33 protein-coding genes are annotated in these 25483 nt (G+C 46.0%); 16 read left to right on the plus strand and 17 right to left on the minus strand.

Translation table 11 applies throughout. The annotated features are described in order from the left end of the window. Positions 1-49 precede the first annotated feature (49 nt). From ACI0FF_RS12090 to ACI0FF_RS12110, 5 genes are all read left to right on the plus strand, one after another. Positions 50-355, plus strand: coding sequence for a nucleotidyltransferase family protein (locus ACI0FF_RS12090; protein ID WP_419797076.1), 306 nt, complete (start codon positions 50-52; stop codon positions 353-355). Then, a complete protein-coding gene (locus ACI0FF_RS12095; protein ID WP_419797077.1) occupies positions 336-689 on the plus strand; it encodes a HepT-like ribonuclease domain-containing protein in 354 nt (117 codons plus the stop codon). Before ACI0FF_RS12090 ends, ACI0FF_RS12095 begins: the two co-directional genes overlap by 20 nt. 150 nt (positions 690-839) lie before the next feature. Next, complete coding sequence (locus ACI0FF_RS12100) at positions 840-1772, plus strand: sulfite exporter TauE/SafE family protein (protein ID WP_419797078.1); 933 nt, start codon at positions 840-842, stop codon at positions 1770-1772. Positions 1773-1774: 2 nt separating this feature from the next. Beyond that, positions 1775-2542 (plus strand): TIGR02186 family protein, encoded by a 768-nt coding sequence (locus ACI0FF_RS12105; protein WP_419797079.1) that lies wholly within the window; start codon positions 1775-1777, stop codon positions 2540-2542. Between the two features lie 31 nt (positions 2543-2573). Next, positions 2574-2855, plus strand: coding sequence for a pyrimidine/purine nucleoside phosphorylase (locus tag ACI0FF_RS12110; protein ID WP_419797080.1), 282 nt, complete (start codon positions 2574-2576; stop codon positions 2853-2855). Positions 2856-2928: 73 nt separating this feature from the next. Here the strand turns inward: ACI0FF_RS12110 and rpe are convergent, their stop codons facing one another. From rpe to tkt, 3 genes are all read right to left on the minus strand, one after another. Beyond that, positions 2929-3576 (minus strand): ribulose-phosphate 3-epimerase, encoded by a 648-nt coding sequence (rpe, locus tag ACI0FF_RS12115; RefSeq protein WP_419797081.1) that lies wholly within the window; start codon positions 3574-3576, stop codon positions 2929-2931. Between the two features lie 123 nt (positions 3577-3699). After that, the gene (fba, locus tag ACI0FF_RS12120) at positions 3700-4764 is read right to left on the minus strand and encodes a class II fructose-bisphosphate aldolase (RefSeq protein ID WP_419797082.1); all 1065 of its coding nucleotides are present in this window, start codon (positions 4762-4764) and stop codon (positions 3700-3702) included. Positions 4765-4840: 76 nt separating this feature from the next. Continuing rightward, positions 4841-6811 (minus strand): transketolase, encoded by a 1971-nt coding sequence (gene tkt, locus ACI0FF_RS12125; protein ID WP_419797083.1) that lies wholly within the window; start codon positions 6809-6811, stop codon positions 4841-4843. Positions 6812-7018: 207 nt separating this feature from the next. Between tkt and ACI0FF_RS12130 the strand changes: the two genes are divergently transcribed. From ACI0FF_RS12130 to ACI0FF_RS12140, 3 genes are read left to right on the plus strand one after another with little or no spacing between them, the layout of a single operon-like run. Then, entirely contained in the window at positions 7019-7825 is an 807-nt protein-coding gene (locus tag ACI0FF_RS12130) for a substrate-binding periplasmic protein (protein ID WP_419797084.1), read from the plus strand. Between the two features lie 3 nt (positions 7826-7828). After that, positions 7829-8623 (plus strand): alpha/beta hydrolase, encoded by a 795-nt coding sequence (locus ACI0FF_RS12135; RefSeq protein WP_419797085.1) that lies wholly within the window; start codon positions 7829-7831, stop codon positions 8621-8623. Next, complete coding sequence (locus ACI0FF_RS12140; protein WP_419797086.1) at positions 8620-8892, plus strand: GIY-YIG nuclease family protein; 273 nt, start codon at positions 8620-8622, stop codon at positions 8890-8892. The genes ACI0FF_RS12135 and ACI0FF_RS12140 overlap by 4 nt, the downstream gene beginning before the upstream one ends. Here the strand turns inward: ACI0FF_RS12140 and ACI0FF_RS12145 are convergent. The 4 genes from ACI0FF_RS12145 to ACI0FF_RS12160 form a co-directional block, all read right to left on the minus strand. Further along, complete coding sequence (locus tag ACI0FF_RS12145) at positions 8889-10019, minus strand: GGDEF domain-containing protein (protein ID WP_419797087.1); 1131 nt, start codon at positions 10017-10019, stop codon at positions 8889-8891. The genes ACI0FF_RS12140 and ACI0FF_RS12145 overlap by 4 nt on opposite strands. 100 nt (positions 10020-10119) lie before the next feature. Then, positions 10120-11103, minus strand: coding sequence for a hypothetical protein (locus ACI0FF_RS12150; RefSeq protein WP_419797088.1), 984 nt, complete (start codon positions 11101-11103; stop codon positions 10120-10122). 13 nt (positions 11104-11116) lie between these two features. Beyond that, entirely contained in the window at positions 11117-12406 is a 1290-nt protein-coding gene (locus ACI0FF_RS12155; RefSeq protein WP_419797089.1) for an O-acetylhomoserine aminocarboxypropyltransferase, read from the minus strand. Beyond that, complete coding sequence (locus ACI0FF_RS12160) at positions 12403-12891, minus strand: CoA-binding protein (protein WP_419797090.1); 489 nt, start codon at positions 12889-12891, stop codon at positions 12403-12405. The genes ACI0FF_RS12155 and ACI0FF_RS12160 overlap by 4 nt, the downstream gene beginning before the upstream one ends. 111 nt (positions 12892-13002) lie before the next feature. Here ACI0FF_RS12160 and ACI0FF_RS12165 point away from each other — a divergent pair, with 111 nt between their 5' ends. Next, on the plus strand, positions 13003-13203 hold the full coding sequence (locus tag ACI0FF_RS12165; protein ID WP_419797091.1) for a hypothetical protein: 201 nt from the start codon (positions 13003-13005) through the stop codon (positions 13201-13203). Between the two features lie 71 nt (positions 13204-13274). Here ACI0FF_RS12165 and ACI0FF_RS12170 read toward each other — a convergent pair whose 3' ends face one another. Further along, on the minus strand, positions 13275-14078 hold the full coding sequence (locus tag ACI0FF_RS12170; protein ID WP_419797092.1) for an enoyl-CoA hydratase: 804 nt from the start codon (positions 14076-14078) through the stop codon (positions 13275-13277). A gap of 118 nt (positions 14079-14196) precedes the next feature. On the opposite strand from ACI0FF_RS12170, the gene ACI0FF_RS12175 reads away from it, so the two are divergent. The 3 genes from ACI0FF_RS12175 to ACI0FF_RS12185 all read left to right on the plus strand — a co-directional run bounded on the left by ACI0FF_RS12175 (position 14197) and on the right by ACI0FF_RS12185 (position 16412). Continuing rightward, positions 14197-14619, plus strand: coding sequence for a PaaI family thioesterase (locus ACI0FF_RS12175; RefSeq protein ID WP_419797093.1), 423 nt, complete (start codon positions 14197-14199; stop codon positions 14617-14619). Positions 14620-14741: 122 nt separating this feature from the next. Continuing rightward, complete coding sequence (locus tag ACI0FF_RS12180) at positions 14742-16073, plus strand: solute carrier family 23 protein (RefSeq protein ID WP_419797094.1); 1332 nt, start codon at positions 14742-14744, stop codon at positions 16071-16073. A gap of 183 nt (positions 16074-16256) precedes the next feature. Next, positions 16257-16412, plus strand: a complete 156-nt coding sequence (locus ACI0FF_RS12185) for a hypothetical protein (RefSeq protein WP_419797095.1) — start codon at positions 16257-16259, stop codon at positions 16410-16412. Between the two features lie 67 nt (positions 16413-16479). Here the strand turns inward: ACI0FF_RS12185 and ACI0FF_RS12190 are convergent, their stop codons facing one another. The 3 genes from ACI0FF_RS12190 to upp form a co-directional block, all read right to left on the minus strand. Beyond that, complete coding sequence (locus ACI0FF_RS12190) at positions 16480-17217, minus strand: substrate-binding periplasmic protein (protein WP_419797096.1); 738 nt, start codon at positions 17215-17217, stop codon at positions 16480-16482. A gap of 110 nt (positions 17218-17327) precedes the next feature. Beyond that, a complete protein-coding gene (locus tag ACI0FF_RS12195; protein WP_419797097.1) occupies positions 17328-17663 on the minus strand; it encodes a c-type cytochrome in 336 nt (111 codons plus the stop codon). 104 nt (positions 17664-17767) lie between these two features. Beyond that, positions 17768-18421: a uracil phosphoribosyltransferase gene (gene upp / locus ACI0FF_RS12200; RefSeq protein ID WP_188664764.1), complete on the minus strand. Its 654-nt coding sequence runs from the start codon at positions 18419-18421 to the stop codon at positions 17768-17770. A gap of 116 nt (positions 18422-18537) precedes the next feature. Between upp and ACI0FF_RS12205 the strand changes: the two genes are divergently transcribed. The 3 genes from ACI0FF_RS12205 to rpsI all read left to right on the plus strand — a co-directional run bounded on the left by ACI0FF_RS12205 (position 18538) and on the right by rpsI (position 20685). Continuing rightward, positions 18538-19473 (plus strand): AEC family transporter, encoded by a 936-nt coding sequence (locus tag ACI0FF_RS12205; RefSeq protein ID WP_419797098.1) that lies wholly within the window; start codon positions 18538-18540, stop codon positions 19471-19473. Between the two features lie 253 nt (positions 19474-19726). After that, complete coding sequence (gene rplM / locus ACI0FF_RS12210) at positions 19727-20191, plus strand: 50S ribosomal protein L13 (RefSeq protein WP_417820414.1); 465 nt, start codon at positions 19727-19729, stop codon at positions 20189-20191. A 2-nt stretch (positions 20192-20193) separates the two neighbouring features. Next, a complete protein-coding gene (gene rpsI / locus ACI0FF_RS12215; RefSeq protein WP_419797099.1) occupies positions 20194-20685 on the plus strand; it encodes a 30S ribosomal protein S9 in 492 nt (163 codons plus the stop codon). A 200-nt stretch (positions 20686-20885) separates the two neighbouring features. Here rpsI and ACI0FF_RS12220 read toward each other — a convergent pair whose 3' ends face one another. Genes ACI0FF_RS12220 through ACI0FF_RS12235 form a run of 4 tightly spaced genes read right to left on the minus strand, consistent with a single transcriptional unit; the run spans position 20886 to position 22735 of the window. Further along, entirely contained in the window at positions 20886-21491 is a 606-nt protein-coding gene (locus ACI0FF_RS12220; RefSeq protein WP_419797100.1) for a hypothetical protein, read from the minus strand. 34 nt (positions 21492-21525) lie between these two features. After that, positions 21526-22059, minus strand: a complete 534-nt coding sequence (locus ACI0FF_RS12225) for a hypothetical protein (protein WP_419797101.1) — start codon at positions 22057-22059, stop codon at positions 21526-21528. Further along, the gene (locus ACI0FF_RS12230) at positions 22050-22538 is read right to left on the minus strand and encodes a hypothetical protein (RefSeq protein ID WP_419797102.1); all 489 of its coding nucleotides are present in this window, start codon (positions 22536-22538) and stop codon (positions 22050-22052) included. Before ACI0FF_RS12230 ends, ACI0FF_RS12225 begins: the two co-directional genes overlap by 10 nt. Further along, on the minus strand, positions 22535-22735 hold the full coding sequence (locus ACI0FF_RS12235) for a helix-turn-helix domain-containing protein (protein ID WP_419797103.1): 201 nt from the start codon (positions 22733-22735) through the stop codon (positions 22535-22537). The genes ACI0FF_RS12230 and ACI0FF_RS12235 overlap by 4 nt, the downstream gene beginning before the upstream one ends. A 123-nt stretch (positions 22736-22858) precedes the next feature. On the opposite strand from ACI0FF_RS12235, the gene ACI0FF_RS12240 reads away from it, so the two are divergent. After that, positions 22859-23266: a helix-turn-helix domain-containing protein gene (locus ACI0FF_RS12240; RefSeq protein ID WP_419797104.1), complete on the plus strand. Its 408-nt coding sequence runs from the start codon at positions 22859-22861 to the stop codon at positions 23264-23266. Here the strand turns inward: ACI0FF_RS12240 and ACI0FF_RS12245 are convergent. Beyond that, positions 23258-24478: a hypothetical protein gene (locus ACI0FF_RS12245; protein WP_419797105.1), complete on the minus strand. Its 1221-nt coding sequence runs from the start codon at positions 24476-24478 to the stop codon at positions 23258-23260. The genes ACI0FF_RS12240 and ACI0FF_RS12245 overlap by 9 nt on opposite strands. Positions 24479-24592: 114 nt before the next feature. Further along, the gene (locus ACI0FF_RS12250; protein ID WP_419797106.1) at positions 24593-25393 is read right to left on the minus strand and encodes a DUF6538 domain-containing protein; all 801 of its coding nucleotides are present in this window, start codon (positions 25391-25393) and stop codon (positions 24593-24595) included. Between the last annotated feature and the right edge of the window lie 90 nt (positions 25394-25483).

Genomic DNA, 25483 nt, shown 5'->3' on the forward strand with positions numbered 1-25483 from the left:
AATAATCCGCTGACTTCACATCACCTATGAACGGGTATATAATTTTCCAATGAGCGAAATCGATGCAATCTTTGAAAAACTGAACACATTGCAAGATGAATTAAAGCCGTTTTGCATTGCCCGGATCGGTGTGTTTGGATCTTTTGCGCGTGGCACCCCGCGCAGTGACAGTGACATTGATATGTTGATCGAATTTGCAGAAACACCCGGCCTGTTGCAACTGGCCGAATTGCGATTGAAGCTGGAAGAAGTTTTTGGTCGGCGAGTGGATATTGCCACCCGCGAAATGCTGGCCACCGATATGAAAGACAATGTTTTAAGCGAGGTTATCTACGATGAAACCTCAACAAAATGAACGCTGGGTCTTCCATCTCGACCACATGCTACAAGCCATCAACCGGATTGAACATTATGTTGCCGGACTGACAAAAGACCATTTCGTCCATGATGACAAAACCATTGATGCCGTCATACGCAATCTGGAAATCATCGGGGAAGCCACCCACCATATCCCCAACAAGATTCGCAAACACTATCAGGCGATTCCCTGGATGGCATTACGCCAAATGCGCAACTTTCTTGCCCATGAATATTTCAATGTCGACCCAAACATTGTCTGGGAAACCGTTGTACGGGACCTCCACGGGTTGAAAATGTCCCTCAAGCGCCTACTTCGCGATGCAGCTTAGCGTTCTATTCGCAATTGCACAATTTTTTTATAGTTGATTACCGTTCTATTATTGCCCTGCTCCAAGCTTTGCTTTAGGAATGCAAACTGTTGCAATTGCAATATTTAACCCTACATCAAACTGTGGGGTCATATCCGAAAGCCGAGCCGAATGAATATCTATCTGCCGATTGCCGAGATATCCGTAAATATGTTTCTCCTTCTTGGGATGGGGGGCGCCGTTGGGTTCCTGTCCGGTATGTTTGGTGTTGGTGGTGGTTTTTTGATGACACCGCTGCTTATTTTCATCGGTATCCCACCTACCGTTGCAGTTGCGACAGAAGCAAATCAGATTGTCGCCTCCAGCGTCTCAGGTGTCATCGCACATACAAGACGTAAAAATGTCGACTTCAAAATGGGCTTTATGTTGCTTATTGGCGGGGTAATTGGCTCAACAAGCGGTGTTTGGCTCTTTTCAGCCTTAAAAGCCAGCGGACAGATTGATTTGGTTATTAAGCTCTCTTACGTCATATTCCTGTCAATCATTGGCCTATTGATGTTTTTTGAAAGCGCACGCGCACTCATTCGATTGCGTCGTGGTTACAATACCGCAGGGACGGCACACAAACGCAAAGATCATTCAGGCTGGCAACATAAATTGCCGTTTAAAATGCGGTTTCGCCGTTCAAAACTTTATATCAGTGCGTTATTACCCATTGGTGTCGGCATTGTTGTTGGTATTCTAGCTGCCATTATGGGGGTTGGTGGTGGCTTTATTATGGTCCCCGCCATGATTTACCTACTTGGCATGCCAACTTCTGTTGTTGTCGGTACATCACTTTTTCAAATTATTTTTGTCACAGCAAACGTTACCATTTTACAATCAGCAACCAATCAAACAGTTGACATTGTACTTGCGCTCCTCCTTCTGATTGGCGGCGTTATTGGGGCACAGTTTGGGGCACGCGCAGGCATGAAGCTAAAGGGAGAACAATTGCGTATTCTCCTGGCTGTCATGGTTCTGGGTGTCTGTTTGAAATTGGGCTTCGACCTTATTGTAACACCCGACGATTTATTCAATGTCGGCTTACCGGGGGAACATTGAGAATGCATCTGCCCCGCCTGACGTACGCTTTCCTGAGCCTTTTTGTAGCAAGCTTATGTTTGAATGAAGCCAAGGCGCAAAACACAAACGAGATTGTTGCCGCCCTTGATGATCACGTGGTCGCGATTGACACCAGTTTTAGTGGATCGAAAGTCCTTTTGTTTGGCGCAACCGAGGGTGAAGGCGATGTAATCGTTGTGGTACGAGGCCCTTCGCGCAATGAGGTTGTGCGCAAAAAAGATCGCATCATGGGAGTCTGGGCCAATAAGGAAGAAGTCACCTTCAGCGGCACCCCGGTTTTTTATAATATCGCCACATCCGGTACATTAACAGACATGGTTCCGGCCTCAACCCGTCAGCGCCTTGAACTCGGCCCGGATTATTTAAACAGTTATCTTGCCAGCAGCAGCCGTGATATCGGTGATGCAAAAAAAGAAGAGTTTTGGCAAGCCTTGCTGCGCAGTAAACAAAACAATAACCTTTACGCCAGTGAAGCCACGCAGGTTAAGTTTTTAGGAAAGCGCCTCTTTCGCGCCGATTTCTTTTTTCCGCCCAATATCCCGATCGGGACTTATCTGGTTTATGTCTACTTAGTAAAAGACAAGGAAGTGGTCAGCAGCCAAATTACCCCCTTGTTTGTTTCAAAAATTGGGGCAGAGGCCAAAATCTATGATTTTGCCCATCGACATAGCTTCGCATACGGTATTATTGCCGTTATTATCGCACTTGCTGCCGGATGGGTGGCATCAGTCGTCTTTCGTAAAAAATAATAACTTTTCTTTTGTGTAGGAGAATAAAAACGTGTTCGACGTAAATGAATATTTTGAAGGTAAAGTCAAATCCATCGCATTTAAAGGCGAAGCCTTGCCCGCCACAGTCGGTGTCATGGCACCGGGGGAATATGAATTCGGCACTTCCCAAAAAGAAACCATGACCGTTGTCAGTGGGGCATTGACGATCAAATTACCGGGTGAAAATGATTTCACAACTTACGCATCCGGTGCCACCTTCAATGTCGATGCCAACGTAAAATTCCAAGTCAAGGTCGCCCAAGACACCGCCTATCTGTGCACTTACGAATAAGCATTACAATTTGCCGAATAAAAAAAGCGCCCGTCAAACAGGCGCTTTTTTTATTTTAAATTGATCATCGACTTTATGCATTGGCCGCAGCATGAATGGCTTGCATATTTTGCGCATAATCCCCACCAAAAACAGCGGATCCAGCCACGACCACATTGGCCCCGGCATCGACAACCGACTTGATTGTTTTTGGGTTTACCCCGCCATCAACCTGAATATCGATATTTCGATCGCCGATCATTTCGCGCAGACGTTTGATTTTGTCCAATTGCGATGGGATGAACGTCTGCCCGCCAAAACCGGGATTCACACTCATCACCAGCACCATATCAATTTCGTCCAGCACATATTCCACAACATCCGCCGGGGTTGCCGGATTTAACGAGACACCCGCTTTTTTACCCAAGTCTTTAATCATCTGTACGGAACGGTGCATATGTTTATCCGCCTCAGCATGCACAGTGATAATATCAGCGCCTGCTTTGGCATAATCCGCCAGGTAATTTTGCGCCGGATCAATCATTAAATGCACATCAAAGGGCTTGTCGGTATAGGACCGGATCGCCTGGATAACACAGGGACCAAAAGTCAGGTTCGGTACGAAATGACCATCCATGACATCGATATGGATCCAGTCTGCCCCTGCTTTATCAACAGCAACAACTTCTTCGCCCAACTTGGCAAAATCTGCGGACAGGATGGATGGGGCGATCTTAAGCATATCAGAACCTCGTTTGAAAAAGATTGTCCCCGCTATAACAAGGGCAATCCCAAAAGTACACTAAAAACCAAAAGAGCGCCTGCTTGAAACAGACGCTCTTTGATCATTTTAATAAGGCCTAGCTTAGCCGATAACCGGATCAAGCGAACCATTTTGGTAACGGTCAGCCATTTGTGCCAGAGATAACGGCTTGATCTTCGAGCCTTTACCCGCACAATTAAACAGTTCGTAACGCTGGACACATTCTTTTTCCATCGCCGCCATTGCCGGTTTCAAATAGAAACGCGGGTCAAACTGTGACGGATCAGATTGCAAGGCTTTACGGATTGCACCCGTAATCGCCATGCGGTTGTCCGTATCGATGTTGACTTTACGCACACCGTTTTTAATCCCGACGACGATTTCTTCCAGCGGCACACCGTAGGTCTGTTTCATCTCACCACCATTGGCATTGATGATATCTTGCAATTCTTGGGGAACCGAAGACGACCCATGCATAACCAAATGAGTATTGGGTAATTTTTTGTGAATTTCTTTCACAACGTCCATTGCCAAAATGTCACCATCGGGTTTACGCGTGAATTTATAAGCCCCGTGTGAAGTCCCCATCGCAATAGCCAAGGCATCGACTTTTGTTTTATTGACGAAATCAACAGCCTGATCCGGGTCGGTCAGCAATTTGTCCTTGGACAACTTCCCTTCAAAACCATGACCGTCTTCTTTTTCACCTTCGCCTGTTTCCAGTGAACCAAGAACCCCCAATTCCCCTTCTACAGAAACACCAATCAAATGCGCAGCTTTTGTGACTTCAGCCGTTGTATCGACGTTGTATTCATAAGAGGCTGGCGTCTTGCCATCGGCTTCCAAGGAACCGTCCATCATTACGGACGAGAAACCGGATGCCATTGCCGACATACATGTGCGCAATTCATTCCCGTGATCCAAATGCATGCAAACCGGAACATCGGGGTAAATTTCAACGGCAGCTTGAATCAGGTGCTTGAGAACTGCATCATTTGCATAGTTCCGCGCCCCACGACTGGCTTGCATAATTACCGGAGAGTCGGTTTTAGACGCAGCTGCCATAATCGCCAGCATTTGTTCCATATTGTTAATGTTAAATGCCGGAAGGCCGTAGTCGTTTTCAGCAGCATGATCAAGAAGCTGACGCATGGAAACGAGTGCCATAGGATTTCCTCCAGATAATAATAATCAGTCAAAGGAGAAAGGCGCCCGATCAGAAATCAGCCGCCTTTTTCACAATTTAAACTCTTTCTTTTACGGCTTGTACGACAGCCTCGGACGTAATGCCGAAGTGTTCATAAAGCTTATCAGCCGGTGCCGATGCACCAAAACCGGTCATGCCGATAAAGGCACCGTTTTGCCCTATATAACGATCCCAACCCATTTGCAGACCTGCTTCGACCGCCACACGAACGCCATCACCCAATGTGTCGTGTTTATAAGCATCATCCTGTTTTTCAAACAATTCCCAACACGGCATAGAAACAACCGCTGTTGGAATACCGTCGGCTTGCAAGGCATCACGTGCTTGCATCGCAATTTCGACCTCTGACCCTGTTGCAATGATCGTGGCTTTACGCAAACCATCGGCTTCACGAAGCACATAGGCCCCTTTGGCAGATTTGTTTTCTTCGCTATATTCTGTGCGAACCGCTGGCAAACCTTGGCGAGATAACGCCAATGCAGAAGGTGTTTTTTCAGATTGCAGCGCCAACATCCAACATTCCAACGTTTCCACCGCATCGGCCGGGCGGAACACATTGGTATTAGGCAGAGCACGCAACGAAGCAACTGTTTCAACAGGTTGGTGTGTCGGGCCATCTTCGCCAAGACCAATGGAATCGTGTGTCAGAACGTAAATAACACGTTGTTCCATCAGTGCTGACAAACGCATCGCAGCACGCATGTAATCGGCAAAGACAAGGAATGTACCGCCATAAGGAACAAATCCGCCATGCAGGGCAATTCCGTTCATAAACGCCGCCATGCCGAATTCACGAATACCGTAATGCATGTAATTGCCGCTGAAATCATCCGTTGTGACGGATTTTTGGCTATCGGCCTTTGTCAGGTTGGACCCGGTCAAATCGGCAGAACCACCAAGCATTTCCGGGATCATTTCGCATAAGGCATTCAACGCCATTTGTGAGGCTTGGCGCGTTGCTTTTTTCGGGGCATCTTCGCACAGTTGCTTTTTATAAGCATTGGCGCTGTCAATCCAGTTTTCCGGCAAACCACCATCGTTGGTGCGAACAAATGTTTCCTGTGCATCCAGATCCAGTTCGTTGAAACGTTCCTGCCAGGCTTCGCGTGTTGCAACACCGCGTGCACCAGCTTCGCGCCACGCGTTCAAGATATCTGACGGAATTTCAAACGGTGCGGCATCCCAACCCAAATCTTTGCGCATTTGGGCAATTTCATCATCCCCAAGCGGGGCGCCGTGGGTTTTGTGTGAACCTTCAAGGGTCGGTGCACCTTTACCGATTTTGGTCTTGCAGGCAATCAAAGACGGCTTGCCGGATTTTTGTGCTTTTTCAATTGCGGCTGCAATTTCATCCGGGTTGTGACCATCGATAGCTTGTGCATCCCAACCGGACGCTTCAAAACGTTTTAACTGATTGTCACTTGCGGCCACATCCAAGTTGCCGTCAATGGTGATTTCGTTATCATCCCAAAAGACGATCAACTTGTTCAAGTTTAAATGACCGGCCGTGGAAATGGCCTCGTGCGAGATCCCTTCCATCAAGCAACCATCACCCGCAATCACATAGGTAAAGTGATTAACCACCTCATCGCCATAACGTGCATTTTGCAATTTTTCAGCAATCGCCATACCAACTGCGGTGGTGATGCCTTGCCCCAATGGCCCGGTTGTTGTTTCAATACCTGTGGCGTGACCATATTCAGGGTGACCGGCGGTTTTCGCCCCAAGTTGGCGGAAGTTACGGACTTCTTCAATCGTCATGTCTTCATAACCTGTTAAATACAGGTAGGAATACATCAACATGGAGCCGTGCCCCGCTGACAAGACAAAACGGTCCCGGTCCGCCCATTTGGGCTGCTTCGGGTCAAAATTCATATATTTGGTAAACAGAACGGTTGCAACGTCAGCCATACCCATCGGCATACCCGGATGGCCGGATTTGGCTTTCTGAACGGCATCTGCGGAGAGGAAGCGAATGGCGTTCGCCATATCCTTATGCGAAGTCATCGTAATACGATCCTTATTTCAAAAACAGCCCCTGAAACGGTGGGCGCACACTACCTGAGAGTCCTGTTTTAAGCAAGGTCGAAAAGCGTAAAAAACCAATGATGACCCCAACCTTTTATTACCATATTCATATTTTCTTTTAACCTGGAATAGTTATATGATAACTTTATTTCGACTCGATTTAAAATTTTCAAATAGTTGCCCCCCATGCAAACTCCTTTCGGTAAAGTCATATCATATTGTTTCTTTATACTTTTCAGCTCTATTTCTGTCGCATATAGCAATGAAACAGCTCGTTTATGCTATGAAGATGAAGATTACGCGCCTTACTTACAAGGTGACACTCAACAACCGGCAAAACCGAATCCCGGTGTATTAGTAGAAATCACACAAGCTGCCTTTAAAGAAGCCGGTCAAAAGGTCCAATACATCAGACGCCCATGGAAACGATGTATGCACCTCCTACGTGACGGTAAAATCGCTGGTATGTTTGGCGTTATCCATACTAAAGAGCGTGAAAAAATCGGGAAATATCCCATGCAAAACGGGGAAATTGATTCAGAACGGCGCCTTTTGTTCGTCGACTATCCCATTTTTCGCAATGCTGACAATGCAACAATAAGCTGGGATGGTCACAAATTTTCAGATCCAGCACCTCGTATAGGAACACCTTTGGGATACGCCACAGTTAAAAGCCTGAAAAAAGAACACCAAATCATCCCATACACATCTTTCCTGCCCGAACAAGGGCTGAAACTTGTCTCGGAAGGAAAATTGGATGGCTATATCGTTGAAAAAAACGTTGGACTTTCGATCTTGGGTAAATTGGATCTCAAAGATAAAATCATACCCCATCAACCTCCATTTAAAAGACACGCCCTGTATTTAGTGCTCAGCCACGACTTTTACGAGAAAAATTCAAAAGAAGCTGAGAAAATATGGTCAACACTTGCAGTTTTAAGAAAAACAGTGCTTGATAGCATCATGAAAAAATATATGCACAATATTCAATAGACCATGTCGATTGATCTGATTGCCGTCAAGGCCAGCAAACAGTCCGCCGCAAAAAGACCACCTCTTTTGTTCATTCATGGTTCTTTCTGTTCCGCCCCGATCTGGCGCCATCGTTTTATGCCATTTTTTGCCGCACACGGTCATGATTGCTATGCCGTTACCCTCAGTGGACATGGCGAAAATGTCGACAACTGGGCGCTACATTTTCTCGGCCTCAACGACTATGTCAAAAATGTCTGCGAAGCCATTGAACAAATCGGCGAACCTTGTGTTCTTATCGGTCATTCCCTTGGTGGTATGATTGTTCAAAAATATATAGAAGACCACACCTGCCTCGGCGCTATTTTACTTAATTCCTTGCCTCCAAGCGGTGCTTTTAGTTCCATCATGCATATGATGAATAATTCCCCCGACCTGTTTATGTCACTCAATCAACTTATGATGTTTGGTCCGGATGCGATGAATTTTGATATGTTGAAACGGCTTTTAGTCAGTGATGATACCCATCCTGCGTCCTTGGCGGAAGTTCATGGCTTATTTCAAGTCGAATCCCTTCGCGTTCTCAACGATGTCACTTTATTCGATATCCCACGCAAACGCGCTCAAGAAGGTTTTCCCATTGCCGTCATCGGTGGTGACAATGATACCATGATCCCGGTCAGCGCCTTGCATGAAACGGCTGCCTTCCACGGTGCCGATCTGGAAATTATCCCTGGCGCCCCTCATGCCGTTATGCTGGATAAACGCTGGAAAATGGTCGCAGAACGCATTCGATCATGGATGCTGCGTAGCCTATGACAGCAAACAAACAGTGGTTTGTATACGTTCTGATTAACCAGAACGGAGATTGCTACACCGGGGTGACATTAGACGACACCCCAGACCGCCGCTTGGCCGAACATAACGGCGAACGTCCGGGTGGTGCGAAATATACGCGCACCCGTGGTCCTTGGGAAATTCTGTATGTAGAAAACGGTTTTTCAGAAAGGGGAGAGGCCCAATCACGCGAGGCACAAATCAAAAAAGATCGTAAATTTAAAACTTTGCTTAAATTACACCGGCTTTAATTAGCCACAACAATATTGCGCCCTGCATTCTTGGCACGATAGAGACGGGCATCAGCCTCTTTCATATAAGTATCCATCGTATCCTGTTTGGCCGGTACCTTGGCATACCCCCCTACAGAAACAGTCAGATAATCACTGACCTTACTTTTGACATTCGGAATCGCCAGAGTTTCAATCGCCCGACGGATCAATTCTGCAAAGATAAGATCATCATCTTCGTCATGCTCACGTGAAATGACGGCAAACTCTTCTCCGCCAACTCGAAAAGCATAATCACTGGGACGGCGACAAATTTCAAAAAGCTTTTGCCCAACAGTTTTCAGCGCCACATCGCCGCCCGAATGACCATAGTGATCATTCAAACTCTTGAAATAATCAATATCCAGCATATAAAGCGTCACCGCCTTATTTTCACGGCGTGCACGTTTCATTTCCCGATCCAGGACACGCTCGAAGTGGCGGCGATTATATAAACCCGTCAATTGATCCGTTACCGACAATTCTTCCAGCCGTCGATTGACCTCGCGCAGTTCTTGTTCGGCAATCATACGCGCGCGTCTTTCGCGCATCAAATCCAGTGTCCGCGTTGATAAGCCATCATACATTTTTAAAACGGTTTCGATCAATATACGGAAAGAGCCATTCATTTTACGATCAGCAAGCACTTTGGCTTCTTCCAAAGTACTTCCTGATTCCATAGCGATCACAACAAGTGCCAGCCGTTTATCATCATCAATGATATGAAAAGCCAGCCACCGGATCAGAAATTTCACCACAGCTTCAACCACATCCTGAGACGGGCGATTACCATCAATGCCTTTTAATTCCAGCACACGCGGCAAAAAGGAAGAATGGCTCAATTGATGGGAAACCAACCATGAATCATCCCCTAAAGAATTACTCCAGATCGCTTCTTCCTGTTCAAAATGGTAATGGGCATAATCGGCTAATTCCGCAAACGCGTCATTTACTTTGGACATATCTTCGCGCACCAACGAGTTCGCGAGTTTATTAAGCAAATCAACCAGTTTTTTGTGCTGTTCATCAATGGCTTCAATGCCGGTTTCAAAATTTTTATTCCACGGAAAAACTTCAAAATTATCCAGTTTATTTTTCGACTTGTTCACTTGGACGGCCTGCAATGAATTTTACCTTATTTAGATAATTTTATAGCGCCAACATACCACATACAAAAAGATACAACAATCCCCGCAAAATTTATTCGGATCATCCCACTTTATGAACGATTTTATCCAGTTTACGATCAAAGAGATACATGTTGTCACCGGATAACTGCACGCCCCCGATCCACCGCTGATCAGAGGGAAAATCCAAACTTCTTTCTTCCCCATCCAACAATTTTCCACCAAAGGACGACAACATCACAGTTTGTTCAAAAAAGGCCGGATAAGTATTTTTTTCTAATTTTAACAATGATTTATCTACTGCGCATACCACAGGTTCAGTTAGTGAAATCAAGGTATCCATTAAACGTGCGAAACTCAAATCACCCATAAATTTTGCCTCTTCACATTGCTGCATGTGATGAAACATTTCTTTGATCTTCGCGGTTCCTTTTTCACGTAAAAGCGATAAAGCATAAGATAGGGACAACGGTAATCCGGTTTCTGCATCGGGATATTCACGCAATACACGTTGTAATGCTTTATGAACAAATGGCAGGACCCCATCGTGAGCCAGAAAGTTTTCAATCGCCTTAGGATCAGGCGCACAAAAAGCCTGCCACGCCTTCGCCCCATACTCTTTCTGTGATGCTGTGATTTTTACCGCTTGTTGCGGCAATATTCTAAAATCTACATTCGCTATTTCCGCCAAATAAAAATCAGCCTGAACCAGATAGACATCCTTGATCGGGAATTGGCGATACAAAACATCAAGGATTTGCATAAGCTGAAGTTGATCATATAAGTCATGTTCAAACCATAACTCAATATGGGTCTCATCTTCACCCACTGCCTGCAAAAAGACATCATCGCGCTGAATAAAATCACGTGCGACATCCGGTTCTGGCATATCGGCAAAACCGGCGATAAAAGCGGCACGACCAACCGATTGTTTGCGCAGGCTGTCACACGGGAGCACGGGCCCTTCATGTAAGACATCGCGCCACGGTAAAACGAAATCGGCATGACCAAGCGCGTCAATACGTTGTGCGGCACTATCCCCGTTTGTAATAATCAGGCGCGACATATCATATTTCCTTCTAGGTCAGGGATAAAACCTCATCAAGATCACGAATAATATCATCTGCCGTTTCCAGCCCGATTGACAAGCGTAAAACTTCGGGACCAGCCCCACTTGCGATTTGTTGTTCTTCGCTTAATTGGCGATGCGTTGTACTTGCCGGATGAATAATCAAACTGCGCGTATCCCCAATATTAGCCAGATGCGATATCAGATTGACATTTTCAACCACTTTTACGCCAGCTTCGAAACCTCCTTTAACCCCAAACGTAAAGACCGAGCCCGGTCCCTTGGGGAAATATTTCTGGGCTAAATCGTAATACGGGCTATCCACAAGCCCAGCGTAGGACACCCAACTTACCGCTGGATGTTGCGCCAGATATGTTGCGACCTTATGGGCATTTTCCACATGACGCTCCATACGTAAAGGCAACGTTTCTATCCCGGTTAAAAGATTAAAGGCGTTTGTCGGACTCATCGCTGGGCCAAAATCACGCAAACCCACACAACGGGTTTTCATGGAGAAACCAAAATCCCCGAACGTTTCAATAAACGACAGACCATGATAAGCGGGGTCCGCTTCAGTTAAGGTTGGATATTTTCCGGATTTAACCCAATCAAATTTGCCGGACTCAATCACCGCGCCACCCATTGATGTCCCATGTCCACCTAAAAACTTGGTGGCGGAATGAGTAATGATATCAGCCCCATGTTCAAAAGGACGGAACAAATAGGGTGTGGCCATCGTATTATCGGCAATCAGCACCATCTGATTTTCATGAGCGAGATCGGCCAAGGCCTGCGTATCCAGAATCACGCCACCTGGATTTGCAAGGGGCTCAATAAACAAGGCCTTATGTTCCGGCTTAATAGCTGCCTTCACGGCCTCCAAATCCGTACAATCCACAAAATCGACGTCCCAGCCCAGACGTTTAAAACTAACCCCGAATTGGGTCATAGAGCCGCCATAAAGATTTTTTGACGCCAAGAAACGATCGCCCGGTTCCAGCAACGAGAAAAAGGCCAAAAATTGTGCCGAATGACCAGACGCACAACAAACGCCTGCGCGCCCATCTTCAAGATTGGCGATCCGTTCTTCCAATGCCGATACCGTCGGATTTGTCAAACGAGAATAGATAAAGCCGAATGTTTGCAAGTTAAACAAATCAGCCGCATGATCTACGTCATCAAATACATAAGATGTTGTTTGATAAATGGGTGTATTACGCGCCCCTGTTGTTGCGTCAGGTCGACTTCCGGCATGAATTGCGCGTGTTTCCAAGCCATACTCTTTAGGTTGATTGGTCATTTTAACCTCTTGGAAGAAATAATGCCGGAATTGATCCCTGCCCAACTCAATTCACCAAACAGACGGCCATATTCAATTTTCGGGCAACGGTCCATCACCACTTTCATTCCAGCTGTTTCTGCTCGTGCCGCCGCCTCGTCATTGCGCACGCCCAATTGCATCCAGACAACTGAAATCTGCTTCTCCTCTTTCAAGGAAATGGCTTCATCACAGATCCCCCCTGCCGCCTCGGAATTGCGGAAAATATCGACCATTTGATAAGGACCGGGCACATCATTTAAAGACGCATAAACCGTTTCACCCAAAATCTCGCCACCTGCAAGCCCCGGGTTCACGGGAATAACACGGTAACCTTTGCCTTGTAGATATTTCATGGCAAAATTACTGGGACGATTCCATTTTGCAGAAGCACCGACCATTGCAATTGTACGCACATCGCGAAGAATGATTTTCAGCCAATTGTCGTCATAAACAAGTTTATTCATTATCACTCCCCTAAATATGTATTTAAAACCGTTCTACACTACCCATATAGGTGATGTATAGCATGCACAGGCGCACTAAACTATAAATGGATAAAACATAGAGGCAGTTAAATGTCTGATGAGATTATAACCGCGAAAGAACTCTACGAAAAGTTCGGCTTAAAGAAAGCGAGCTTCATTGCGTTCGACAATATGCAAAAAGCAACAAATGAAGAAGAGACCGAGTACTGGTTGCGCGTCATCAATCGCATTGCTTTACTGGACATTGCAGGTGATACTTTTTTTGAAGTCCGACAAAACCAGGCGACCTAGACTTTTCTCTCATAAAAAAAACGCCGTTCCATACAAGATGAAACGGCGCTTTCTGTTCTTTTTATTTGAGCTTAACAACCTTTCCATTTCGGCATAGGTTGTTTGGCAATAAAGGCATCAATACCGGCTTGGGCATCTTCTGTCAGAATATTACAAGTCATTGTCTCTGCTGCCATATCATAAGCGGCTGTTTTGGCAGCTTCCAGTTGTTTATAAAACAACTGTTTACCAAGGGCGATGGAAACCGCAGGTTTGGATGCGATTTTATTTGCCATTTCCATTACGGCTTCATCCAGCAGGTCTGCGGGTACAACCTTATTGACCAAGCCATATTGCAACGCTGTTGCAGCATCAATGAAATCACCGGTTACCAACATTTCAAAAGCTTGTTTGGTTGGCATATTCCGTGTCACAGCGACCATCGGTGTTGAACAGAACAAACCGACATTAATACCGGATGTGGCAAAACGGGCTTCTTCAACCGCAACCGCCAAATCACACGTTGCCACAAGTTGGCACCCAGCAGCCGTCGCTATCCCGTGAATACGTGCGATCACCGGCTGAGGAATGGACGTAATTTTCAGCATCACTTCTGAACATTTTGCAAAGAGTGCCTGCATCGCTTCGCGCGTTGTATCTTCGCGCATTTCTTTCAGGTCATGACCTGCACAAAAAGCCTTGCCATCACCCGCCAAAACCACACAACGTACAGAGCTGTCCTTGCCAATCTGATCAAAGGTCTCAAGCAAGGTTTCCAAAACGGCGACAGATAACGCGTTGAATTTTTTGGGACGGTTCAAGGTTACAATGGCAACCCCGTCTTCATCGCGACGTGTGACCAATTCTTCATTTGTTGTTTCGGCTTGCGCACTCATTTTTATATGTCTCCCATGTCATAAATCTAATATTCAAAATCAAGATATCGCAAATTGACGTTTACGTAAACGTAATATAACATCTTTTCTAAACTATAACATAAAGGGAGGCCACAACATGGCAAAAATCAGCGTAGAAGACTTCGACCATATTATTGAAACAGAACTTCCCTGGGCGCAGGAAATCGGCATGAAAACAGATCAAATCAGTGATGGTGAAGCCGTTCTGCGATTGCCGTTTAACGCCTCGATGCTACGTCCCGGTGGCACCGTATCCGGCCCGACCATGATGGCTTTGGCAGATGCCTGTATGTACGCCGTTATTTTGTCTGCAATCGGCAAGGTAAAGCTGGCAGTCACCACCAATTTCAACATCAATTTTATGCACCGCCCTGCCCCGGGTGATTTGATGGCGGAAGGACGTATTCTGAAACTGGGTAAACGCCTTGCCGTCATGGAAGTCACCTTGCATTCCGATGGGCACGACGAACCTGTTGCTCATGCCACAGGCACATATTCTATCCCGCCAAACAGGGAATAAGCCTAAAAAAACGTGAAAAGCTTGCTCTATCCAGATTCTTTATTTACATCCACACATGATAAATTTAACCTTTCGGTCAATTTATTCACTGTCCGGACACTTAAATTATATAGAGAGAGAAGATGAGCAACGATCATCATATTGTTCTGGATGTCCATGAGCGCCCGTCTCCCGTTTTATGGCTTATCCTAAGTACCCAACATCTATTTGCCATGTTTGGTGCAACTATCCTTGTTCCCTACCTGACGGGGTTAAACCCTTCGGTCGCCTTAATCAGCAGCGGATTGGGCACTTTGCTCTATATCGTTTGTACCCGTGGTAAAATCCCGGCCTATCTAGGGTCCAGTTTCGCCTTTATCGGTCCGATTATCGCAGCCTCCCAAATTGAAGGGATCGGTGCCGCCGGTGCCTTGGTCGGCTGTATTTCTGCCGGGCTTGTCTACGTCATTGTGGCGGTTATGATCCATTTCTTTGGTGTGCGTTGGCTGATGCGTCTGTTGCCACCAGTTGTGGTAGGCCCTGTCATCATGGTCATCGGTCTAGGCTTAGCCTCCGTTGCCATCAATATGGCGATGAACGATCCAGCAACCGGACAATATAGCACTCTACATTTTGGTATTGCACTCACCAGCTTGTTGATCACCATTGTCTGTTCCGTCTTTATGCGTGGCGTTTTTGCACTCATTCCAATCTTATTTGGCGTAGTCGGCGGTTATGCAATCAGCCTATCCCTTGGTCTAATCGATTTCTCCAAAGTCGCAGAAGCACCACTTTTCGCAATCCCCGACTTTACCTTTGCCTTTATTTCCGAAGGTTCTGTCCTGACTTTAACCGCTGTTGCCCTGATTGCACCCGTTGCTTTTGTTACCATCGCCGAACATATCGGGGATCAAATGGTCTTGTCCAAAGTCACGGGGCGTAACTTTTTAGAAGAACCGGGCCTGCATCGCTCCCTTCTTGGTGACGGCCTTGCAACTGCCCTTGCGGCCTTTATCGGTGGCCCCCCCAACACCACCTATGGGGAAAATATCGGCGTTATCGCGATTACCCGTGTCATGAGTGTGTTTGTCGTTGGTGGCGCTGCTTGTATCGCCATCTTGTTTGGTTTTATGGGCACCGTCAGTGCGTTGATCCAAACAATTCCCGTTCCGGTCATGGGCGGTGTTGCCATTTTATTGTTCGGTATTATCGCTTCTTCCGGTATGCGCATGATGATTGACCGTCGCGTTGATTTCGGCATGAAACGTAACCTGATTATTGCATCTGTTATTCTGGTGATCGGTATCGGTGGGGCGTTTATTCAGTTCTCCGGCGACTTCAAGATTGCAGGTATGGCCTTGGCGACACTGGTCGGCTTGATCCTCAACGCCATCCTGCCCGGTCGTGAAAAAGCCGAAGCCGGCGGGTCTATTTTCAGCCAACCTGACGACATTGAAACTGAGGCAGCTGAATAAATCAAGTCACAGCCGCAGCGGTGTTATTCACACACACCGCTGCGTAATTGCCTAAAAACAGCATTGCCAAAAGTCAAAATACCTACAAAGACAGAAAAATAAGTCCAAAAGCCCATGAGAGATTGGTTATAAGTGGTATTACCACACAGGCAAATACCATAACCAATTCCTCAGGAGACAATGATGAACAAGCCAATGGCTTATAGTGGTGAAACGCAAACAAAACCGGTTGGACCTCAAGAATTTGTCCTACGCTTGCTCAACACATTAGGCCCAGACGAAGCCAAACAATTCTGTCGGGAAAACCATTGGCTCGGTCTTCTGAATAAAATTTCCTAAAAAAGATAATTACTTCAATTGCGAAAAAACTGCCCGATCAAAGGGCAGTTTTTTTATGTCGTTTTTGTTATCTGCTCCAACGCACAATATTTTCATCCAACAGTCGTTGAATATCCCCCGCAGCAACCATTTTCGACAATTCCTCATTGATTACAGCGAGATATTTTTTACACAGGGATTTTTTGGAAAACGCCATATACATATTTTCCGCTGCAAGTGCGTTATCAACAATCACAATTTCATCATGATAGGCATTGCGCTTGATATGGCCTTTGATCGTCCAGAGCGGGGCAATGCCATAATTTACCCGATCACTAGCAATGAGCTTCAATAAAATGGCATAATTGCGCACCCGTTGAACGTCCAGCTTTGTTTCAATCAGCTTGTCGATATCATTACCAAAACTATCCCCCATCGTCGCAGCCCCCTTCAAATACGGTAAGTCCTTGAGCGATTTTATCCGGTATTGATATTGCGGATTACTGACGATCACAACCGGGTCGGTAAAATAAGGGATGGTGAAATCATAAATCTCGCGCCGTTGTTCCGTTTGATACAGCGCATATATCAAGTCAATTTCCCCGATTTCCAACGCACGCAAGGTCCGCTTCCACGGGCCTTCATATGATAAAACAATCGGAACGCCGATCCGTTTACCAATTTCGACAATCGCATCAGCCCCCACCCCTGCCATTGTTTTACCGTCATACCACATTGCCGGTGGGGCCTCGGGATGTGCAGATGCCTTAATAGATGCGCAGACATCTTCTTCTGCTTTGCCCTCGCTCACAAACAAGGAAATCAAGCAGACCAAGCACCCGAACATGTACAAAGATCGTCTGATTGTCATAAGTAAAGGATACGCCTTTTCAGAAAAAAGGGCACCTCTTTATTGAAAAAAGATGCCCTTGAACATCAACTCCCAAACGTTTTACGCATATAGGCAACAGCCGCGTTAATATCGGCGTCGCTTAATTCATCATCGCCAGCGCGTGGTGGCATTGTGACTTCTGCACCCGGCTTTTCAATCCCGTTAATAACCGACTGCGCGAGCTCCGCATCACTTTTGGACCAAACGGCCGGGGCATTGGTAAAGTCTGGAACACCTTCCATTCCCTCTGCCCCTTTGCCATCTTCCCCATGACAGGCGACACAGACATTGTCGAACGTCTCCTGCCCACTGGCAAATGCTGGCATATTCAAGATCAAACCGCCAAGTATCGCAAAGGCGGTAACCCCCAATTTTTTCATTTTTTCTTCCCCTCTAAAATCGGAAATAATATCCATTTCAGAATAAAACGAATTTGAAAAAATGAATATCTAATAATAACGGGGCGGGATCAAAAAAAGATCCCCTAGAACGTCCCGAACAAACGATCCCCGGCATCACCAAGACCGGGAATGATATAAGCTTTCTCGTTCAAATGGGAATCCAAGGAGGCCGTATAAACCTTGATATCGGGATGTTGTTCTTCAAACACTTTCATCCCTTCCGGTGCCGCAACCAAGACCAACAGACGGATATCTTCATCCTTAATACCCGCCCGGTTCAAAACGTCCGCTGCATAGGCCGCAGAATGCCCCGTTGCCAACATGGGATCACACATAATAAAGGTACGCCCCTCCACCTGTGGCAATTTCACCAGATATTCCACCGGCAATTTGGTTTCCGGGTCACGATATAGGCCAACATGACCAACGCGTGCTGACGGCATCAATTCCAATAAACCGTCACTCATGCCCTGCCCTGCGCGCAAGATCGGCACCACAGCAATTTTACGCCCTTCCAAAATCGGTGCATCATCCATCGTCACCATTGGTGTATCGATCACTTCCGTCGTCAGGGGAAGATCTTGCGTGATTTCATAGCCCATCAGCAAAGAGATCTCTTTCAACAAAGCACGAAACGTTTTCGTGGATGTTTTCTTGTTGCGCATATGAGTGAGTTTGTGTTGGATCAACGGGTGATCAACAACATGAAGATTTTTAAAATCCGGATGCTTGAACATGGCGAAACCTGTCTATATGGTCAAATCTGATACGGGCGGACTCATAACACCCCCGCAACAGCATTGCAAACGCTGATCCCCCTTGCTTCCTTCGCTTTTGAAAGTACGCGCCCCAAATGACCCAAGTCCTGACAACCGTCATCCCCGTTTTCGCCATTATTGGATTAGGATACCTGCTGGCAAAACGGGGGCTTTTCAGCCAAGCCGGCGTCGATGATCTCACGCGCTTCATCTTTTACCTTGCCGTTCCCGCCTTGTTGTTTCGCACCTCTGCCAGCGGTGTGATGGAACGTGATCTCGAACTTTCTGTCCTGCTTGGCTATTACGGGGTGGGAATCGTCATTTTACTCGCGGTTACCTTCTTTCTAAAACGTATTGGGTATGAGCGCGCTGTGGTAACAGCAATTTCCGCCTCTTTTTCAAATCTCGCGCTTACCGGTTTGCCCATCGTCCAAACCGCCTATGGAAACGAGGCCCTAGTTCCCTTAATGACCATCATCACCTTCAACGCAATGATCCTGTTTACCTTATCCTGTGTTTTGATTGAAACCGCACGCAACCCGAATGCCAATATACTAGGTATTCTGATCGGGGCGATTAAAAGCGTCATCACCAATCCACTGGTCATCGGACTGGTCAGCGGTTGGGCCTTTGCACATTCTGGTTTGGATATGCCGATTATTGTTGATCGCACCACCGATATGCTCGGCAAAGCTGCGGCCCCTTGTGCCTTGTTTGCTGTGGGCGGTGGTATGGCACGTTATTCCCTGCGACTGGAAGAAACCACCCTGCCCGTCCTTGTGGCTGCCTTTGCCAAACTCATCCTCATGCCCCTGGCCGTGTGGCTTGTGACCAAATATGTAATCGAAGCTTCCCCCTTATGGGTGATGATCGCCACATTGGCCGCAGCCATGCCAACAGGAGCCAACCCCTTTGTCTTTGCCACCCGATACGGTGTCGGTGACAGGATCGCCGGGAATACGATTCTCTTAACCACGGCGCTTGCCCTTATCACCATCAGTGCGTTTATCGTTTTCTTCCCCCATCCATAGAAGACGATAAACCTGCCATCAGCGACAGCTAACACCTTGTTTATAAAAGATACATGAAGCCTTTCTCTATCCCCCATTTTCTGCGGGAGACAGAAACGGTATTCTAATACCGCGTTTTTAATATGCTGTTTTTAAACGTTTTTTTCCTGTTGACTTCTGTTCAGAATTAAACATAATGCGCGCTCCTTTTCCGGCGTGGCATTTTGCCTTGTTCGAAGAAGACCAGTTTTAATCCGTATGCAAGTGGACTGACATGAAAACTTACACTGCAAAGCCGAGCGAAATTGAACGCAAATGGTTCGTGATCGACGCTGAAGACGTCGTTCTGGGTCGTTTGGCGGCAATCGTCTCGCAATACCTGCGCGGCAAACACAAGCCGACTTATACACCGAACATCGATACTGGTGACAACATCATCATCATCAATGCTGATAAAGTAAAACTGACAGGCAAAAAACGCTCTGACAAAATTTACTACTGGCACACCGGTCACCCGGGCGGCATCAAGCAGCGTACAGCGGAACAAATTCTGGATGGCGATCATCCGGAACGCGTTATCGAAAAAGCTGTTCAGCGCATGATCACACGCAGCCCGCTGGGTCGTCAGCAAATGAAAAAGCTGCACATCTATGCTGGTGCTGCTCACCCGCATGAAGCACAACAGCCGGAAGTACTCGACGTTGCTTCCATGAACGACAAAAACAAACGGAGCGCATAATCATGGCTGAAGAGAAAAAGACTTTGGAAGACCTTGCCAGCGTTGCAACAACTTCTGAAGCTCCGGCTGCTGAAGCCGCTGCTCCGGCTGAACCGAAAATCGACGCACAAGGTCGTTCTTACGGTACAGGTCGTCGTAAAAACGCCATCGCACGTGTTTGGGTGAAACCGGGTTCCGGTAAAGTCACCATCAACGGCCGCGATGTTGAACAATACTTCGCTCGCCCGGTTCTGCGCATGATCCTGAACCAGGTTTTCGAAGTTACCGAACGCGAAGGTCAATTTGACGTTGTTGCGACTGTAACTGGTGGCGGTCTGTCTGGCCAAGCCGGTGCGGTTCGTCACGGTCTTTCCCGCGCCCTGCAAAACTTCGAACCGGCCCTGCGCCCGGCTCTGAAGAAAGCAGGCTTCCTTACTCGTGACTCTCGCGTTGTTGAACGTAAGAAATACGGTAAGGCAAAAGCCCGTCGTTCCTTCCAGTTCTCCAAGCGTTAATCACTTACGCCTCCGAGACATACGGATACAAATCACCCTCAAAGCCTTACATAATGCGGCTTTGGGGGTTTTTTGCGTCTGGGTTTTGGACTGGCAATTACCACAGAACATTACCACACTTTTTTACCACAGCTAATTGAAGGTATTCTGCCACAGATATAGTCCGGCGTTAGAGGTTCATCCCAGTTGAAATTTCCAACTCAGCTTGAGCATTTTTTCATTTTGATTAGTCGCTTTAAATATGGCGGGTATTCATTCTGCCTTGGCATGATTGTCTCTCGTAAATGCCAGAATCTATCTTTAACCTCTTGCTCTTCATTCTTTATTTCTTTCAATAACTCAGTAAGACGACTATCCATCTTAGCAGCTTTCAAATGCACCTTCATTTGCGTTTGAATGCTCTCAATGGACATGTCCTTGTATCGATCAAGTTTATTCATGAAGATTGCCAATTCCCGACGGCTCCGTGTTCCATAATACTCGGCAACCCTGAAAAGGTCATGAACAAACTCTGCCGCTTCTATAGTTTGCACAGGCTTAGGAAAGACCTGAGCATGCACCTTCTTTAAATAGCTTTGGTAGATGCCTCTGGTATTTTCAATATTCTCAGTAATACGATCTGTTCTGAACAGACCTTCTTCTGTTTCTATTAATGGATCATCATTCATATTAGAGAGGATAATTACACCCGGCATTTCCTCCACAAAATATTCAGCTATTTCTTTATTAAAAATATCAGCATCCTCGTAAACTACGATGATGTCCGTCTTTTGCACATACTTTAGGGTTCTATTATCCGGGTCCATATCTGCAAATTCAAAACGTGGGAACCTTTGCCTGTCACTGGCTGCCTGACCAGCTTTCTGTCCAATCGTTTTGTTCTGGAATGTAGATTGCCCCGAATTTGGTCATAAGGCTTATAACCTCATTGATCGCCTGTTGATGATTTCGGCGACAACGGTCCAACGCACCGGGAACGGCTGCCCCATGGCGTTCCCAACGGTTTTCTTCTTGTAGCCAGCCATGGATACGAAGGATTTGTTTTTCTGCGGTGAAATGAGTTGGACGGTCAATAAAGGCGTTGTTACCACCATATGGCACCGCAAAACGATATAACCACCCGGCAGCACGTTCTGCCATGACGCTGTGATGTTGGGTTAATTTTTGGCATTTATCAGCAATACGTTTAATCTGGCCGCCTTCCATCATTTGACGACGTTGTTCCCAATATCGGAATGACTTCTCTGTAGAAGACGTTGGAGCTTCGAAAGCGTTCGCTGCTGGTATCAGTAGGACTGCTAAAATGAGAATGCAGAAAAACCCCCTTACAGAGAGGGCTTTCCAGTTGCCAATTAAAGCCGGTGTTATTGGCATGCCCGTGTAATTTCAGAAATCACCGTATCAATGCCTTTAATATCGAAACTTACGGGATCGGTATAATCGGTTTGGATCACGAACTTTTTGCCGCCTTTCAAGTTCTGTAAGAAATCACCAATATCTGATGGCAAAAGCAAAACACGCGGGTTACCAACCTGCCATGTGGCGGATATTGGTGAGCGTTTATCGACCCGATATTTCACAGGAAGGTCAGATACTGAATGCGGGAAGCCCTTGCCTCCGGTTGCGATTTGCCAAAAAGCCTTTACCTTGCCGTCTTCCCCGTCACAAACCATTAGAAGGTTCTCACGGTTTGAGTCGGAAACGGACGAGTATCTCAAGAACTCAAACTTGTCAGTCATCGGGTTCGTGACCGCTTTCTTTGACCATACCGGGTATAGTGGATTGTTGGCATAAGCCGCTTCTGTAAGCACTACTGTGACAGCCAATGACATCGCTGCGATAAGAAGTTTCATTTATTCCCCCTAACTTGGACCAGATCAGAAATGGTAACCAGCCCTTTGGTTTGTTGATGTATTGCCTCCGTCACGCGACGGCTAGGCATGATTTTTCCATACTTGAGGCGATGGACCGTGCTGACATGAACACCGATTAAGTTGGCAAATGCCTGCATCGTAAGTTCATTGCATTTCAAATAATCTTCGAGCTTCATATGCAAATTGATTCCAGCATTAAAAGCCTGAGTCAAGCATTTTATGCTATGGTCATTTTTTTGCGTATGACGCAAATTTCCTATGTGTGAAACCGATATTGGATTTTGAAATAGGAATTGATTATGAAACTAAACTTCCGCGAAGCTAGAAATAGAGCGGGTTTCACACTTGAATCAGCCGCTGAGAAAATGGGCATTAGCCCCAGTCAAGTCTCTCGTATTGAGTCCGGCATATCTGATACGAGCTTGCGTCGAACGCAAGAATTTGCACAGCTTTATGGCTGCACCGCCGCTGAATTGATCCGCGATCCGAAAGATGGCGTGGTTGAAACTTTCCACCTGAACATCATGAAAGATGTGATTCTCGGCGTAGATAATTTAATCACAAAAAACAAACTCGACCTCACGTCTGAACGCAAAGCCGAGTTAATTGTGTCATTCTTCAAGATGGAAGCTGACCGGTTGAAAGATGATCCGGCAGGTGGAGTCGATCTGGGTCGGTATCAATCGATCATTGCGGCTCTAACCTGAAACAGCCTGCTTTTGATCCTTGCCCTCTTTGTCCGCAATCCTTGTCTTAAAGAAAATTGAGAAAATCTCTTTCCTGTTTATTGAAATAATCGGAGACTTTCCCGTTCCCTCCGGGGGAAGGTCTTCAAGGGTTGTTTTGATGTAGACTTCTTTGTCAGTTAATAATGCCAAGTAAACGGTCTTGCTGGCGACAGCCTTATGCTTGCCTCTTACTCCCTCCGAACTGCATGTGTCCTTTGGGAAGATAAGCTGATTTAGTTTCTGAACATCGCTACAGATTGCTTCCTTCTTCACATTGATGACGATTGGAATGTCTCCGCCCTTTTTTAAAACTGCCATAGTCCGTTTGCCAAGAAAAAGGGCGGCACCATCAAACTGGATTAATAGTCCAAATACCATCACCAGAGACACAGTAAAAATATATCCGTAATGGATTTTCATATTGAGAGTTGTGACAAATGTAAAGAACAGGAAAACCACGGAGGTTAGGAAAAATACGAACAGAATTACCGCACTCTGTCCACGATCATCTAAATCTTGAAAATATCCACCAACGTCGGCTAATCGAAATAGAATCCAGAATACTAAGAAGTATGCGACTGCTGAGAAGAATGTCCCGTTTAGCACAGCAAGAAAATTATTTAATTTGGAAACATCTTTGTATTTATAAACCAGAGTAAGCGTAAAGGCAGGGATGAAAACAAGCAGCCCAATAGTGGCGGGAAACAGAAGTTGCATGCCTAAGATCAAGTAGCCATCTAATGCCATTGAGAAACCGAAAAAAGCTAAAACTAATACAGGTCCCAATGTGTATAACGAAATTACCCTAAACAAATTTCCTTTCAAAAAATCAATTTTCTTATGGTTGCCAATTGTTACTCGTTTTGAGATTTCATCTTCATGTCGGGCATATCTCATAAAGCCGAACAAAACGATAAACATTGAGACGAACAGCATTATCAGTAAAACGAATACGATGACGTAACTTCCGAAACTTTCAGCGGCCTCCACAAATGGCAATTCCTCAGAAATGCAATATACGAGTAAAGGTAAATAACTAAACAGAATGCCGAAGAAAGATATGATTTTTAAAGCATCAGCATTCAATCCAAATTCTTCTAAAATTCCGGTCGCCCATGGTTTTTTCTTCTTTATCAGAGACTGGTAATGCCTCCTATTGGCGGATTTTATTTTATTTTGCCCGACAAACATACCCTATCCTTTAGATGTGACATATGAGAATATTTCACCTAAAGGATTAAAGTTAATATTGCAACAACTCACATAATCAAATCTTCAATGCCGAATTTGAGATGCTTGAGCGACTCAATCGTCACGTCCGGCGTCAGGGGTTCGCCATATCCCTCCCCGGCATCCTTGGCGACAACCCAGCCACCGATAGTCTTCCAATCTTCCATCCTGATAAAGTCGTTTACTCTTCTTCCCCCCTTTGGGGCCGGTATCGTAAAATTCTTCAATGAATTCCGCGACAGTCTTCTGCGTTGCCATTGGTGTTTTGAGTTCTCGCTTGATCAGATTTGTTGCAGCTTCTTCCAATGCCACATTGTTTACAGTCGTATTAAAATTCCCAACAGCATTACCTGCCTCAAATAGCAACTGCTTGATTAACTCCGGTTTCATCTGCTGGATAAGAGATTCCGACGGAACATCGTAGCTGCCTCCGATTTTCGTATTTTCAAATGCATTAGCAATAAGCTCCTCCGCACTCATATTGGGTGTAGCCCACCGACGCTCCTCTTCATCAGGCATAATCATCGAGGCCAATTCGTTAGTTATCGCATCGAATATCTGACGTGTGATCCCACCCTCCCCCAAATTAGGGAGTTTCGACGACCATTTAGCCTTGTCTTTCTTGCCCTCAGCAATATCCGTAATGACCTTGGGCCTAAGTTCCTTTTCGGCAAATCGAAACATGATTTCGACTTCTAAATCGAAGGCTTTGGCAACCAACACAGCTTCATTGTAATCGCGGGTCTTGGTGCTTTTCTTGACAAATTTCCCTTTGCCAAATTTTGACCAAACATGTGGACGATAACGCTCTGGAATATATCGTTGATACCAGTATGTCTTTCCTCTTAAATAGAGCCGATCTTTCAATCCAACCATGCTTATCCCCCGCAATCCAGCAGCAGGATACAACATACACGTTTACCACATATTATTACTACAATTAATTACAACAAAATTATTTATAAA

It is taken from the genome of Terasakiella sp. 4MB5A (assembly GCF_050058155.1).
In the GTDB taxonomy this organism is placed as follows: Bacteria; Pseudomonadota; Alphaproteobacteria; order Rhodospirillales; family Terasakiellaceae; genus Terasakiella; species Terasakiella halodenitrificans.